This is a genomic window from Variovorax sp. AC194 (assembly GCF_979257995.1).
The window spans coordinates 217,870-232,753 of sequence record NZ_OZ409823.1 but is presented as its reverse complement, the minus strand read 5'-3'; the positions used below and the strand labels follow the sequence as shown (position 1 = coordinate 232,753).

General features: G+C 66.3%; 11 protein-coding genes. 6 read left to right on the top strand and 5 right to left on the bottom strand.

Annotated features, from left to right (window positions below; all coding sequences use genetic code 11):
* Nucleotides 1-7: 7 nt before the first annotated feature.
* The gene (locus ACZYRS_RS01115; protein ID WP_463417809.1) at nucleotides 8-2,068 is read right to left on the bottom strand and encodes a VIT and vWA domain-containing protein; all 2,061 of its coding nucleotides are present in this window, start codon (nucleotides 2,066-2,068) and stop codon (nucleotides 8-10) included.
* Nucleotides 2,069-2,273: 205 nt separating this feature from the next.
* On the opposite strand from ACZYRS_RS01115, the gene creD reads away from it, so the two are divergent.
* The 4 genes from creD to ACZYRS_RS01095 all read left to right on the top strand — a co-directional run bounded on the left by creD (nucleotide 2,274) and on the right by ACZYRS_RS01095 (nucleotide 8,144).
* Complete coding sequence (gene creD / locus ACZYRS_RS01110) at nucleotides 2,274-3,758, top strand: cell envelope integrity protein CreD (RefSeq protein WP_463417808.1); 1,485 nt, start codon at nucleotides 2,274-2,276, stop codon at nucleotides 3,756-3,758.
* On the top strand, nucleotides 3,755-5,047 hold the full coding sequence (locus ACZYRS_RS01105) for a glycoside hydrolase family 3 N-terminal domain-containing protein (RefSeq protein ID WP_463417807.1): 1,293 nt from the start codon (nucleotides 3,755-3,757) through the stop codon (nucleotides 5,045-5,047). The genes creD and ACZYRS_RS01105 overlap by 4 nt, the downstream gene beginning before the upstream one ends.
* Before the next feature lie 12 nt (nucleotides 5,048-5,059).
* Nucleotides 5,060-7,462, top strand: a complete 2,403-nt coding sequence (locus ACZYRS_RS01100; RefSeq protein WP_463417806.1) for a penicillin-binding protein 1A — start codon at nucleotides 5,060-5,062, stop codon at nucleotides 7,460-7,462.
* A gap of 76 nt (nucleotides 7,463-7,538) precedes the next feature.
* A complete protein-coding gene (locus tag ACZYRS_RS01095; protein WP_463417805.1) occupies nucleotides 7,539-8,144 on the top strand; it encodes a hypothetical protein in 606 nt (201 codons plus the stop codon).
* 5 nt (nucleotides 8,145-8,149) lie between these two features.
* Here ACZYRS_RS01095 and creC read toward each other — a convergent pair whose 3' ends face one another.
* Together creC and creB are read right to left on the bottom strand one after the other, a co-directional pair.
* On the bottom strand, nucleotides 8,150-9,589 hold the full coding sequence (gene creC / locus ACZYRS_RS01090) for a two-component system sensor histidine kinase CreC (protein WP_463417804.1): 1,440 nt from the start codon (nucleotides 9,587-9,589) through the stop codon (nucleotides 8,150-8,152).
* On the bottom strand, nucleotides 9,586-10,380 hold the full coding sequence (gene creB / locus ACZYRS_RS01085; protein WP_463417803.1) for a two-component system response regulator CreB: 795 nt from the start codon (nucleotides 10,378-10,380) through the stop codon (nucleotides 9,586-9,588). The genes creC and creB overlap by 4 nt, the downstream gene beginning before the upstream one ends.
* A gap of 568 nt (nucleotides 10,381-10,948) precedes the next feature.
* Here creB and ACZYRS_RS01080 point away from each other — a divergent pair.
* On the top strand, nucleotides 10,949-11,893 hold the full coding sequence (locus tag ACZYRS_RS01080) for a YcjF family protein (protein WP_198785486.1): 945 nt from the start codon (nucleotides 10,949-10,951) through the stop codon (nucleotides 11,891-11,893).
* Nucleotide 11,894: 1 nt separating this feature from the next.
* Here ACZYRS_RS01080 and cueR read toward each other — a convergent pair whose 3' ends face one another.
* Both cueR and ACZYRS_RS01070 read right to left on the bottom strand, forming a co-directional pair.
* Nucleotides 11,895-12,296: a Cu(I)-responsive transcriptional regulator gene (cueR, locus tag ACZYRS_RS01075; protein ID WP_463417802.1), complete on the bottom strand. Its 402-nt coding sequence runs from the start codon at nucleotides 12,294-12,296 to the stop codon at nucleotides 11,895-11,897.
* Nucleotides 12,293-12,487 carry a heavy-metal-associated domain-containing protein gene (locus tag ACZYRS_RS01070; RefSeq protein ID WP_198785488.1) on the bottom strand — a complete coding sequence of 65 codons (195 nt, stop codon included), beginning with the start codon at nucleotides 12,485-12,487 and terminating at the stop codon, nucleotides 12,293-12,295. The genes cueR and ACZYRS_RS01070 overlap by 4 nt, the downstream gene beginning before the upstream one ends.
* A gap of 148 nt (nucleotides 12,488-12,635) precedes the next feature.
* On the opposite strand from ACZYRS_RS01070, the gene ACZYRS_RS01065 reads away from it, so the two are divergent.
* A complete protein-coding gene (locus tag ACZYRS_RS01065; RefSeq protein WP_463417801.1) occupies nucleotides 12,636-14,879 on the top strand; it encodes a heavy metal translocating P-type ATPase in 2,244 nt (747 codons plus the stop codon).
* Nucleotides 14,880-14,884: the final 5 nt, after the last annotated feature.

Genomic DNA, 14,884 nt, shown 5'->3' with positions numbered 1-14,884 from the left:
CGATCGTTCAGGAGGTGAAGCGGCGTGCGTCGTTGCGGCGCGCTCGGCGGCGCAGCATGGCCAGCATCGACAGCACGACGGCGATGGCGCCCAGCGATTCAGGTTCGGGCGTGCTGGGCACTTCGGCGCCCAGCGCCTGGTTGCTCACGCCTTGCGGCATCGGCAGCGGCTGGTTCACATCCACGCTGTTCTGCGGTGCCGCGTTGCGCACCACCTTGTCGACCGCGATGAAGCTCGTGTACTGCGTGAGCAGGCTGTATTTCAGGCCCAGCTCGGTGATGCGTTCCTTGAAGGCCGCGCTGCCTTCGAGCGCTTCCTGGTCACTCAGGCTCTGGATGCGATGGCGCGCCCACAGCGTGCGCAGCGCCGCGGTGTCCAGGCGGGTGCGGTCGTCGATGCGCACTTCCTGGCGGTAGGGGCCGCTGGCGCTCTGGCCTTCGATGATCACGCGGCCCCGCGGTTCGCCACGCCATTTGCCGAACACGATCACCGGGCGCTCGCCGAGCACGTCGGGCAGGGCCTGCGGTTCCACGTCGTACACATCGAGACCGCCGAAGGTGGCCTTCACGCTGGTGAGCACTGGCGACTCCACCATGCGGCGAAAGCGCGCGGCCTGCTCGGGCGCCTGCACCGGGTCGGTGATGATGAACGGCTCGCCCATGCCGGCGCGTGCAATGCCTTCCATCAGGCTGCGGTTCACCGAAGAGCCGATGCCGAAGGCGAACACATTGGCCTTCGAGAGGTTGTTGCGCACCAGGTCGAAGGCTTCGCGCTCGACCGTCACGTAGCCGTCGGTCACCACCACCACGGTGCGCGACACGTTTTCTTCCTTCGGCTCGGCATAGACACGCTTCAACGCGGGAATCAGTTCGGTGCTGCCGCTGCCGTCGTAGTTCTTGATCGTCGCAAGCGCCTGCTCGATGTTGGCGCGCGTGGCCGGCACGGATTTGGGTGAGAGCATCTTGTTGCTGCCCGAGAACAGCAGCACGTTGAAGGTGTCGCTCGGGCGGAGACCCCCGATCAGGCGTTCGAGCACCGTCTTGGCGGTGTCCAGCGGAAAGCCGTGCATCGAACCCGAGATGTCGACCACGAAGATGTAGTCGCGCGGCGAGATGGCGCTCGCGGCCACGGCCTTGGGCGGCTCGACCATCGCGAGGAAGAAGTTCTCGGCGTTCTCCCCTTGGCCCTTGTAGAGCATCAGGCCCGATTCGATCTTTTCGCCCGCGAGGCGGTAGTCGAGCACGAAGTCGCGGTTGTCGGCGGGGCGGCCATCGGCTGTGAGCGTGATGTCGGCGTGCTGGTCTTCATCGCTCTTCTTCACGTCGATCGCGTGGGTGGTCGAGCGCACTTCCTTCAGGCCCATCGGCGTGTCGATGGTGGCCTTGAGCTTGAAGCTCGCGCTCGGCGCGGCGCCTGCCTGCAGCGTGGGTTGGGCGACCCACTTGGCTTGTGCGTTCGTCGATTGCGGGCTGTTGTAGCGCGGGCCGACCACGGTCGGGAACACGAACTCGTAGTTGCCCGATTGCGGCACCAGGAGTTCGGTGTAGCGCAGCTCCACCTTCACGTCGTCGCCGGGCAGGATGTTGGCGACGTTCATCTGGAACACGTTGGGCAGGTGCTGCTCGAGCAGCGCGGCGGTCTTGCCTTCTTTCTTGGCGGTGTCGTATTCGATCTGCGCTTGCTGCTTCTCGCGGATCTGCGCGGTGATCAGGCGGTCGGCCAATCGAATGTTGAGGCCGCTCACCGCTGCCTTGGTCGAACCGGGGAACACGTACTTGGCTTCGATGGCGCGCTGGCCTTCGTTGCGGTAGGTCTGCGTGACCGTGACATCGGCGATCACGCCCGAAATCTTCACGGCGACTTCGGTGCCCTTGAGCGGCAGGCGATCGACCGAGGGGTCGTCGCTCTTGACGAAGAAGTAGGGGCTCTCCGTCTTCAGGCGCGGGCCGGCGGGTGCTTCCTGCGCATGCACCGGGCGCAGGCCCATGGCGATGAAGCCTGCGGCCGCCAGGCTCACGGTGGCGAGCCAGAGCCAGCGGCCGGGGCGTGGGGTGATGGTGGCATCCATGGCGGGGGTCCTTGTCCGTGCGAACTTGCACGGCCGCAACTTTCGGCACCCCGCGAGAAGGCAGTTGGAAGGCTTCTTGAAGTCGCCGACCGCGAACGTCGCGCTCTGTGAAGCCTGTGTGAAGTGACACCGCCCGGGTGCTTCACACAGCCTTCGGCTCGTGCGAAGAGCATCGCCGCTTCGCTACAGACGAGGAGAAAAAATCATGCTTCAGTTCCTGAAAGCCCTTCAGGCGTCCGTGCTGGCCAAGGTGGCCGGCCTGTTCTTCCTGGTGCTGCTGCTGTGCATTCCGCTGGCAGAAATCGATTCGATCAACCGCGAGCGCGGCGAGAGCCAGCGCGAAGCGGCCCAGGAGCTCGCCGCCACCTATGCCAGCCGCCAGACCATGGTCGGGCCGCTGTTGCTGGTTCCGTATGTCGAGCGCTGGATGGAGCCGCTGCGCGATGCCCAAGGCAAGGTGATCGGCCAGGAGCAGCGCAGCAAGGAAATGGTCCACGTGGTGTTTCCCGACAAGTTGCACATCGACGGCTCGATGACGCCGCAAGAGCGCTATCGCGGCATCTTCAAGATCCCGTTCTACACGCTCAACGCGACGCTGACCGGCGGTTTCGCGGCCTTCGACCCCAGGGTCCTGCCGCACAGCGAAACCGATTCGAAGATCGAATTCAAGGCGCCCTTCGTCGCCTTCAACGTGAGCGACCTGCGCGGTCTCGACGGTTCGCCGGCGCTGGTGATGGGCGGCGAGGCGCTGCGTTTCAAGCAGCGCGTGCCGGGAATCGCCGACGACGCCTGGTTCGCCGACGGCATCCACGCGCCGGTCACCGGCGCCGCGCTCACGGCGTGGCAAGCCAACGCGCCCTTGACCTTCGAGATGAAACTCGGCCTGGTCGGCCAGGACACCCTGGCGATCGCCCCCATCGCCGAAGAAACCACCGCGCGCCTCACCTCCCCCTGGGCGCACCCGAGTTTCGGTGGCCGATTTCTCGCTGCGCAACGCAACGTGACGCCGCAGGGCTTCGATGCGCAATGGCGCATCTCGTCGCTCGTGACCTCGGCGCGCGAGCAGGTGCGCGCCGGGCTCTCCGGCCGCGGCGATGCGAGCGACGCCGCCGCTGCAGTCGCAACGGCAAGCAGCGCACGCCCGCAACGCAACCTCGGCACGCTGCAGACCTTCGACGTGTCGCTCGCGCAGCCGATCAACGTCTATTCGATGAGCACGCGCGCCGGCAAGTACGGCATGCTGTTCATCGGCCTGGTGCTGATGGCGGCCTTCATGTTCGAACTCTTTCGCAAGCTGCGGCTGCACCCGATCCAGTACGGCCTGGTGGGCCTTTCGATCGCGCTGTTCTTCCTGCTGCTGCTCGCGCTGTCGGAGAAGTTCGCGTTCTGGATCGCTTATGCGAGCGCGGCCAGTGCGAGCGTTGCACTGCTCGCCGTGTACTTCAGCGCGGTGCTCGGCGGCTGGCGACGCGGCCTGTCGTTCGGAGCTTTCATTGCGCTGTTGTACGGCGCGCTCTACGGGTTGCTCGCCTCCGAAAGCAATGCGCTGCTGCTCGGCGCACTGCTGATCTTCGGCATGCTGGCCACGCTGATGCTGGTGACGCGCAAGGTCGACTGGTACGCGCTGTCGCGGCGCGTGGAGCCGACCGTGTCCACCGTGCCCGCCGCGCCCATCGCACAAGGCGCATGAAACTCCTGCGGTTCGCGCTCGGCGCCCTGGGCTGGCTGGCCCTGGCAGCGCTGTGGTTCTGGGCCTGGCACCTGAAGGACCCGCATCTGCGCTTCATGGGCACTTGGGAGTTTCCGATGTTGCTGAGTGCGCTGTGCCTGAGCGCGGTGACCGCATGGCGTTTCGGGCGTCGCGTGTCGCGCCCGGTGTCGCTGGGCCTGGTGTTCGCGGCGCTGCTCACGGCCCTCGGCAACGAAGCAGCTAGCGTGCGTCACCGGGCCGAAGTGACGACTTCATCCGGGCCGGTGGCACAAGCGCTCGGCGCGCACTTCATGGTCGGCTACGACGACGCGAAGGCCCTGCACGAGCTCGCACGCAAGGGCTTGATCGGCGGCGTGTTCATCACGGGCCGCAACGTGAAGGGGCGCACTGCCGCCGATCTGCGCAAGGAGATCGACGACTTGCAGGCGCTGCGCCGCGAAGCCGGCCTGCCCGCGCTGATCGTTGCGACGGACCAGGAGGGCGGCGCGGTATCCCGCCTCTCGCCCTTGATCGAACGCCAGCCCGGTCTCTCCACGCTGCTCGATGCCGACGTGCCCGAAGCCGAACTCGCGCAACGCGCCCATGCCTACGGCGCGCAACAAGGCCGCTCGCTCGCCGCGCTCGGCATCACGCTCAACTTCAGCCCCGTGGTCGATCTGCGCACCGGCCGCGCGCCCGGCAAGTGGGACTTGCACACCCGCATCGACGAACGCGCCATCGCGGCCGATCCCGCACTCACCGCGCAGGTGGCGCTCGCTTACGAACAAGGCCTCGAATCGGCTGGCGTGCGCGGCACCCTCAAGCACTTTCCCGGACTTGCGGGCGTGACCGAAGACACGCACCACTTCGCCGCGACCCTGCGCACGCCCGTCGCCCGACTTGCAACACATGACTGGAAGCCGTTTCAAGACGTGTCGAAAAACTCGAACGCCGCGATCATGCTCGGCCATGTGGTCGTTCCGGAACTCGATGCGGTCTATCCGGTCTCTTTCTCGCGCAAAATCGTGCAGCAGCTGATTCGCGGCGAGTGGGGCTTTGAAGGCCTCCTCGTCACCGACGATCTGACGATGGGCGCGGCCTACAACCGCGGGCTGTGCGACGCCACGGTCCGCGCCCTCGATGCCGGTGTGGACCTGTTGTTGATCGCCTTCGACCACGACAAGTATTTCGACGCCATGCATTGCGCGCAGCAGGCCGCGCAGCGCGGCGCACTCGACCTGCCGATGCTGGAACGCAGCGGCCCCCGCCGGCTCCAACCCTTTCGCTAGCAGCCCCTTTTTATGTTCAAACGTTCAAGCTCCTCCCCACCCGAAGACGGCGCCACGCCGGACGACCGCAACGCGCGCTGGCAACGCATCGGCAAATGGAGCGCCATCGTGGTGGGCTCCGGCGCACTGGTGGTGCTGGTCGCATCCATCGTCACGGTGGTCGCCATCTATCCGAAGCTGCCCGATATTTCCGAGCTCGCCGACTACCGGCCCAAGCTGCCGCTGCGCGTGTACTCGACCGAAGGCACGCTGATCGGCGAATTCGGCGAAGAGCGCCGCAACCTCACGCCCTTCGCGAGCATTCCGAAGATCATGAAAGACGCCGTGCTGGCCGTGGAAGATGCGCGCTTCTACGACCACGGCGGCGTCGACTACAAGGGCTTCATGCGCGCCGCGGTGGCCAGCCTCAAGGGCGGCCGGAAGCAAGGCGCCTCGACCATCACGATGCAGGTGGCGCGCAACGTCTACCTGAGCTCGGAGCGCACGCTCAGCCGCAAGACCTACGAGATCATGCTGGCCTTCCGGCTCGAGCAGCAGCTCACGAAGGACCAGATCCTGGAGATCTACCTGAACCAGATCTACCTGGGCAATCGCGCCTACGGTTTCGCCGCCGCCTCCGAGGCGTATTTCGGCAAGCCTTTGCAGAACGTGACCGTCGCCGAAGCCGCCATGCTCGCCGGTTTGCCGAAGGCCCCTGGCGCGAACAACCCGGTGGCCAACCCGCGCCGTGCACGGGCGCGCCAGCTCTACGTGATCGACCGCATGCAGGAGACCGGCTTCATCACCGCCGACCAGGCGGCCGAAGCGAAGAAGGAAGAGCTGCACCTGCGCGATGCGGCCGATCCGAACCGGCTGCACGCCGAGTACGTGGCCGAGACCGTGCGGCAGATGATGTACACGCAGTACGGCGACAGCATCTACACCAGCGGCATGAAGGTCTACACCTCGCTGGTCGCGGCCGACCAGGCCGCCGCCTACAAGTCGCTGCGCAAGGGCATCATGGATTACGAGCGGCGCCAGGTCTATCGCGGGCCCGAGAAGTTCGTGGACCTGCCGACCGAGCAGAAGGAAGTCGACGAGGCCGTGGACGACGCGCTCGCCGAACATCCCGACAACGGCGATGTGATCGCCGCCGTCGTGCTCGATGCCAACGCCAAGGAAATCAACGCCGTGCGCGCCAACGGCGAAGCGATCCAGATCACCGGCGAAGGCCTCAAGCCCGCGCAGTCGGGCCTCGCGGCCAAGGCCCCGCCCAACATCAAGATCCGCCGCGGCGCGGTGATTCGCGTGGCGAAGACACCGAAGGGCACGTGGGAGATCACACAACTGCCCGAAGTCGAGGGCGCCTTCATCGCCATGGACCCGCGCAGCGGCGCGATCCGGGCACTGGTCGGTGGTTTCGATTTCGGCAAGAACAAGTTCAACCACGTGACGCAGGCGTGGCGCCAGCCGGGTTCGAGCTTCAAGCCGTTCATCTATTCGGCCGCGCTCGAAAAGGGCTTCACCCCCGCCACGGTGGTGAACGATGCGCCGCTGTATTTCGACGCCAACGCCAACGGCGGCCAGCCATGGGAGCCGAAGAATTTCGAAGGCACCTACGAAGGCCCGATGCCGCTGCGCACCGCGTTGATGAAATCCAAGAACCTGGTGACGCTGCGCGTGCTGCAGTCGATCGGCGCGCCCTATGCGCAGGACTGGGTCACCAAGTTCGGCTTCGACAAGGACAAGCAGCCCGCCAACCTGCCGATGGGCCTTGGCGCAGGCTCGGTCACGCCGATGCAGATGGCGGTGGGCTACTCGGTGTTCGCCAACGGCGGCTACCGCGTCAATCCGTACCTGGTCACGCGCGTCACCGACATGAAGGACAAGGTCATCATGGAAACCGAGCCGCCGGTGCTCGACGAAGCGCGTCGCGCCATTCCCCAGCGCAATGCCTTCATCATGGATTCGCTGCTGCAAAGCGTGGTGAAGGGCGGCACCGCGTTCAAGGCGCACCAGGCCCTGAAGCGCAACGACCTCTACGGCAAGACCGGCACCACCAACGATTCCTTCGACACCTGGTTCGCGGGCTTCCAGCCCACGCGCGTGGGCATCGCATGGATCGGCTACGACACGCCGCGCCAGCTCGGCGTGCGCGGCGAAACCGGCGGCAGCCTGAGCCTGCCGATCTGGATCGGCTACATGCAATCGGCACTGCAGGGCGTGCCCGTGACGCAGCCGGCCGAACCGCCCGGCGTGGTGAACATCGACGGCGAGTGGTACTTCGACGACTTCACGCCGGGCCACAACGTGGCGAGCCTGGGCCTGGAGAACGCCGAGCAGGCACCACCGCCGGTGGAAGAACTCACGGGTGCGCCGATCGGCGCGCCGCCGCCGCCCGAAGAACGCAGCCGCATCCTCGATTTCTTCAGGTAACCGCGCCGGAAGGGGGACGCCACCGGGTCTCTACACTCGGTGCCGTCCCCTTTTTTTGCTTTGGCCGAACGCATTCATGGAAATCCTCACGCTGGTGGCGCTGCTTCTTGTCGGCGCCTACATCCTCAAGTCCAGAGACCAGCGCCAGCGCATCGCGCTGCTGGGAAGCCACCTGGGCCAGTACCAGATCGAGAAGCTGATGGAGAGCCTGACCCAAGGCTACCTGCGGTGCCTGGGCGAAGACGACCCCGAACGTCGCCAGCAGATCTGGAGCCTGCTCGATACCACCGAGGAAAAGCTCTCGGCGCAGTTCGACAATTTCGCGGCCGAGTTCGCACGCGTACCCGAAGCGGAAACGCGCGTGAGCAAGCTGCCCCTGGCCGTTCCCTACGCGCACAAGCTCTTTCCGTCCGCGACCTTCGACCTGCGCGAAGCGTTGAAGATCCACGCGCGCGGCATCGCCGGCGTGATGAAGAACGCATCGAGCCGTCCGGCCAAGTCCAAGGCCTTCACCATGTCGGCCGAGCTGTTCCTGATGCAGCACACCTGCCATTGGTTCTGCAAGTCGAAGACGGTGGCATCGGCACGCATGCTGGCGCGGCACCAGACCTCGTACGAGCAGTTGCTCGACGCGGTGAGCCCCGAGACGCGCAGCGCCTACGGCGCGCTCACGGGTCAGTGATTCCTTCAGTGGTGTGACGCCAGCGGCAGCGTGAGCGTCGCGACCGCGCCGCCGCGCGCCGCATTGCCCAGCTCGATGCGCCCGCGGTGCAGCGCCGCGATTTCCTTGACGAACGCCAGCCCCAGCCCCGTGCTTTTCTTCTGGTTGTGCGGCCGCGCGAGCGAATAGAACTTCTGGAAGACCTTCTCCTGCGCGTACTCGGGAATGCCCGGTCCGTGGTCGCGCACGCTCACGCGCGCGAGCTTGGCGGTGGTCTCCAGCGTGAGCAGCACTTCGCTGTCGGGCGGTGAGAAATCGATCGCGTTGTCCAGCAGGTTGCTGATCGCGCGGCGCAGCAAAAACGGATCGCCTTCCGTGCTGGCTTCGGCGCGGATGTTCACCAGGAGGCGGATGTTCCGCTTGGCCGCCGCGGGCTGCGCGCTGATGGCAATGTCGTCGATCAGCGAAGCCAGCGGCACGGGCTCGGTCCGCTCCAATGCGCGCCGCGTTTCGAGCGCGGTGAGCTCCATCATGCGGTCGACGATTTCCTGGATGCGCTGCGTCTCGCGCTCGATGTTCTTCAAGAACCGCTCGCGCTCCGCGTGCGGCATCGACGGCTCCTGCAGCAACTCGGCCGCGCCGCGAATCGCCGAGAGCGGGCTCTTCACTTCGTGCGTGAAGGTCTGCACGTAGTCGGCCACGTAGTTGCGGCCCGTCAATGCATCGCGCATTTCGCTGAAGCCGGTGCGCACTGCGTCGACCGCGCGCCGCGCCATGCGCGAGAAGCTCAGGCTTCGCTGCGCGCGCACCCAGGTCCAGTAATCCGAGATCAACCCGAACGGCCGCACCAGCCAGACCGAGACGATCAGCGCCAGCAGCAACAGCGCCAGGCCCGAACCCACGCCGACCCACAGCGTGCGGGCCCGTGCGTCTTCCACGAACTGGCCGAAGCTCTGCACCGGCTTGCCGACGCTGACCATGCCGACGATCTCGTTGTTCCAGCGGATCGGCGCGCCCACGTACATCACCGAGGTGCGCGGATCGCCATCGACATCGCGCGAGGTGCGCGCGCCGTAAAGACCCGCGAGCGTGCGGCTCACGTCGCTCCATTGCGAGTAGTCGGCGCCCAGGTGCCTGCCGAGCGAATCGAACATCACGCGGCCGCTGCGGTCGGTGACGTACACGCGCAGTTCCACCTGGCTTTTGTGCAGGTTGTAGATCTGCGCCGAGAACTCGCGCGCATAGACCGTGCGGAACAGCGGCTCCAGCCGACCGGTGTTGATCGCGCCCGCGATCACGTCCTGCTCGACCAGGCTGGCCATCAATTGCGAAGTCTCGACCAATGACTCTTCGGCCGACTCACGGTAGCGCGGATCGATGTCCGACACCACGCGGTAAAGCAAAAAGGCGATGCCCGCCGTGTAGATCAGCAGGATGCCGATGAAGATCCGCGTGCGCCGGGTCACGAAACCCTGGCCGGCAATTCTTCGTTCAGCGCATAGCCGGTGCCGCGCAGCGTGCGGATCGGCTCGACGTCGGGCGCCACTGCCTTGAGCTTGGCGCGCAGCGTCTTGACGTGCGCATCGACCGTGCGGTCGAAGCTGTCGCTCGCGTCGTCCCAGACGTGTTCCAGCAATTCGTCGCGCGTGAAGACGCGGCCCGGCCGCTGCACGAGCAGCCGCAGGAGCCCGTATTCGTAGCGCGAGAGCTCCAGGAGCCGGCCGTAGTACCGGATCTGCATCCGCTCGTTGTCGACCGCGAAGGGCATTGGCGGGGCCTGTGGCGTCGCTGGAGGCGCTGCGGGCGAATTTTGAGGGAGTACCCCGGTTCCCTGCGCTGCGGCCGTTCCGGGGCCTCCAGGGCTGTTGCGCGTGCTGCGCCGCAGGATCGTGCGGACCCGCGCGACCAGTTCGCGCGGCGAAAACGGCTTGGCGATGTAGTCGTCGGCGCCCAGTTCCAGCCCCACCACGCGGTCGATTTCGTCGCTGCGCGCCGTGAGAAACAGCATCGGCACCTCGGGCCCGCCCTGCGACTGGTTCAGCGCCCTCAGGCGCTTGAAGAGCTCGAAGCCGTTGAGATCGGGCAGGCCGATGTCCAGGATGGCGAGGGCGGGCGGTTCCTGCGCGAACTGCGCGATCGCTTCTTCGGCGGTCGCGCACCAGACCGGCGTGAAGCCATCGCTCTTGAGGACGTACTGCAGCGTGTCGGCGATGCCCGATTCGTCTTCGGCGATCAGGATCCGGGGTTTGAAGCTCATCCGCGAATGTTAGCGAGGGGAAGGAAGGCGGCGATGCCGGTTTTCGTCCGAGGCGCTGGGGACCGGCGCGGCCGTTCGCGGCCTTTTTTTTGGCGCGGCGCTCTTTCTGTCTTCTATTTCTTATTCTTCTTATTCAAATTAGTAGTAGTAGATAAGGGAAGCCCTCTTCTGTGGACAGGGCACTTTTTTCGTTATGTGACAACGACTTGTCACAGCTGCGTCACTGTGCGCAGCCGTGCTTCCGGGATGTACCCGCAAAAGGGACAACATCGGGCAACCCGCCGGCCCTGTGGATAACCGATGGCTTGTGCCAAAACTCTCCCCAGAGTTGTCCTTTGACAGTCCCCGACAAATCTGCGAAAGACGGTTTTGGGCGCAAGAAATTCATTGCCTCTTATTTGGGCAATATGTAGATTTCCTTTTGAAATCAACCACTTGCCACACCCCTACACAGAAGTGCCGACGTTATCCACAGAGTTGCCCAAGTTTTGCGGGGACAACGCAGAAAGGAACCTTCGAGGCTCGTGGCGACCCAATGCCGTCCTTCACATTGCGAAAAATTTCGAACATGACACCCTCAGAAACCAAGGCCATCGTGACCCTGAGCCTGCTGGCTGCCTTTGTCGACGGCGAGAAACACGAGCGCGAACGCGCCGAGATCAAGCGCATTGCGGAGGGCCTGTCGCAGGCCGACGGGTTGAACCTGCCGACGCTCTACCAGGACGTGCTCATGAAGCGCGTTTCCCTCGCTTCGGTGGCCGGAGAGCTGACCAGCAACGAATCGAAGCAGCTCGCCTATGAGATGGCGGTGTGCGTCTGCGATGCCGACGGCGCGCAATCGGAAGCGGAGCGCATGTTCCTTGCGGACGTTCGCACATCGCTCGGCCTCGATGCCTCGGCGGCGCGGTTCTCGCAGCAGGCCGAAGAAATTGCCGCGGTGCCCGTGGGTGCTGCGGCAGGCACCGCCGTCACGGCGGTGGCCGCCCCCAACACGCCCGACAGCGCCGAGCTCGACAAGTCGATCCTCAATGCCGCGATCCTCAACGGCGCGCTCGAACTGCTGCCCGAGACGCTCTCGACCATGGCGATCATTCCGCTGCAGATGAAGCTGGTCTATCGCATCGGCCAGGCGCACGGCTACCAGCTCGACAGCGGCCACATCAAGGATTTCCTGGCCACGGTCGGCGTGGGCCTGACTTCGCAGTATCTGGAGCAGGCCGGGCGCAAGCTGCTGGGTGGCTTGCTCGGCAAGGTGGGCGGCGGCCTGCTGCGGGGCCTGGGCAACCAGGCGGTGAGCTCTGGCATGAGCTTCGCCTCGACCTACGCGCTGGGCCATGTGGCCAAGCGCTACTACGCCGGCGGCCGCACGCTCTCGACGCAGATGCTCAAGGACGCGTTCTCCGGCGTGGTGAAGGAAGGGCAGAGCCTGCAGACGCAATACCTGCCGGCCATCCAGGAGAAGGCCCGCACGCTGGATGCGGGCAAGGTGCTGTCCCTGGTACGGGGCGCCTGACCTAGGCTTTGCCTAGATCGTCGAGGATCGGGCAATCGGGGCGCGCATCGCCGTGACAGCAATGCACAAGGTGCGCGAGCGTGCTGCGCATCGACTGCATGTCCGCGATGCGCTGCTCCAGTTCGCCCAGATGCTTCTGCGCGATCCGCTTGACACTCGAACTCGCGCGCCGGCGGTTGTGCCAGAGGCCGACCAGCTCGGCGATTTCTTCCATCGAGAAACCCAGGTCGCGCGAGCGCTTGATGAAGCGCAGCGTGTGCACGTCGGCCTCGCCGTACTGCCGGTAGCCGCTGTCGGTGCGCGCCACCACCGGCAACAGGCCCAGCCCCTCGTAGTGCCGGACCATGCGCGCCGACACGCCCGACAGGCGCGCCGCTTCGCCGATGGCGACCTGGCCCGTCATTGAACGCCGTAGCCCGCGTTCTCGATCGCGGCCACGATGTCCTTGCGCGGCTGTTCGCTCAGCACGTCGACATGGCCCGTCTCGAGGTCCACCGTGACCTGCGCTTCGGGATCGACCGTCTGCACCGCGTTCTGCACCGCGCTCACGCAGTGGCCGCAGCTCATGCCCGAGACCTGGAATTTCTGGCTCATCGTTCTGACTCCTTCTTGGATGGATGGATGAATGAATGAATGCAATGAGCCGCCAGTTTGAACCCTCTCACGATGTCAACGTCCAGCGAAGGGGCACTTCAGATCCGGCCTTGACCTTGCCATGGTGTGAGGCTTTAGTCTTCGGGACATGGAAACTTTGCAGCAACCCCCCTCGTCAACCACCGCCACGCTGGACCTCTCGGTGGGCGGCATGACCTGCGCTTCGTGCGTGATGCGCGTGGAGCGCGCCTTGAAGAACGTGTCCGGCGTGCAGGACGTGAGCGTGAACCTCGCGACCGAATCGGCCCGCGTGGTGACCACCGATGCCGAAGACATGGACGCGCGCCTGCGCCGCGCCGTGCGGGCCGCCGGCTACGAGCCGCGCGCGGCGAGCAGCGCGGCCGACGAAGCGGCGGCCCTGTCGCCGTGGCACGGCTTCGGCCCGGTGGCCGTCGGCCTGGCACTGTCGATTCCGCTTTTGGCGCCGATGCTCGGCGATCCGTTCGGACAGGACTGGATGCTGCCGCCCTGGCTGCAACTGTTGCTCGCCGCGCCGGTGCAGTTCTGGCTGGGCGCGCGTTTCTATCGCGCGGGCTGGCATGCGGCCCAGGCCCGCACCGGCAACATGGACCTGCTGGTGGCGCTCGGCACCAGCGCGGCCTTCGGGCTGTCGCTGTGGCTGTGGTGGCGCGCGACAACGGGCGAACACGCGGGCCACGGCGGGATGCCGCATCTCTATTTCGAAGCAGCCGCCGTAGTGATCACGCTGGTGCTGCTGGGCAAGTGGCTAGAGGCGCGTGCCAAGCGCCAGGCGACTTCCGCGATCCGTGCGCTGCAGCAACTGCGGCCCGAAGTGGCGCACCTGGTGGGCGCGCGCGGCGAGAGCGATGTGCCGCTCGCCGAGGTGATGGTGGGCGACCGCCTCGCCGTGCGGCCCGGCGAGCGCGTGCCGGCCGATTCGCGCGTGATCAAAGGGCAGTCCGAAGTCGATGAATCGATGCTCACCGGCGAACCCCTGCCGGTGGCCAAGGGACCGGGCGATGCGCTCACCGGCGGTGCGGTCAACGGCGATGGCCGGATGGTGATCGAGGTGCGTGCGATCGGCGCCGAGAGCGTGCTGGCACGCATCATCCGCCTGGTCGAGGATGCGCAAGCCGCCAAGGCGCCGATCCAGCGGTTGGTGGACAAGGTCGCGGCCGTGTTCGTGCCCGTGGTGCTGGTGATTGCGCTGGTCACGCTGATGGGCTGGTTGCTCGCAGGCGCGGGCATCGAAACCGCGTTGATCCATGCGGTCGCCGTGCTGGTGATTGCCTGCCCTTGCGCGTTGGGCCTCGCAACGCCAGTGGCTGTGATGGCCGGCACCGGCGTGGCTGCGCGGCACGGCATCCTGATCAAGGACGCACGCTCGCTGGAGATCGCGCACCGCGTCGATACCGTCGCCTTCGACAAGACCGGCACGCTGACATTGGGGCGGCCGGTGCTCACTGCATTGCTGCCGGTTGCAGGCATCGAGGCCACGGAAGACCAACTGCTGGCAACGGCCGCCAGCCTGCAAGGCGGCAGCGAGCATCCGCTCGCACGCGCGGTGCTCGCGGCCGCTGCGCAGCGCGGCGTGCAGGCGCTGCCCCTGGGCGCGATGCAGGCCATGCCGGGCCGTGGCGTTCGCGGCGAAGTGAACGGCGCCACCTGGGCCATCGCGAGCCTGCGCTGGTGCAGGGAGCTCGATGCGATGCCCGCGGAAGCCGAGATCGAAAGCCTGCAGGCGCAAGGCGCCACGGTGTCGGCGCTGTTGCGTTTCGATGAAGCAGGTGCCGCACATGTGCAGGCCCTGCTGGCCTTCGCCGACGAGCCCAAGCCACAGGCCGCCGAAGCCATTCGCACGCTGCGTGCGAGGGGCCTGCGCGTGGTGATGATCTCGGGCGACAACCTGCGCGCGGCGCAAGCCATGGCGGCGCAGCTCGGCATCGCGATCGAGGACGTGCGCGCCGACGTGCTGCCGGCCGACAAGGCCGCGCAGGTCAGCGCCTTGCGTCGCGACGGCCACGTGGTGGCGATGGTCGGCGACGGTGCCAACGACGCGCCCGCGCTCGCCGCGGCCGACGTGGGCATCGCGATGGCGCCCTCGGGCGGTGGCACCGACGTGGCGATGGAAGCGGCCGGCATCACGCTGATGCGCGGCGACCTCGCGCTGGTGGCCCAGGCGTTCGAACTTTCCGCGCGCACCGTGGCGAAGATCCGGCAGAACCTGTTCTGGGCCTTTGCCTACAACGTGGCCGGCATCCCGCTCGCGGCCTTCGGCCTGCTGAGCCCGGTGGTGGCCGGCGCGGCGATGGCGCTGTCGAGCGTGAGCGTGATGGCGAACGCGCTGCTGCTGCGCCGCTGGAAGCCCTAAACCGT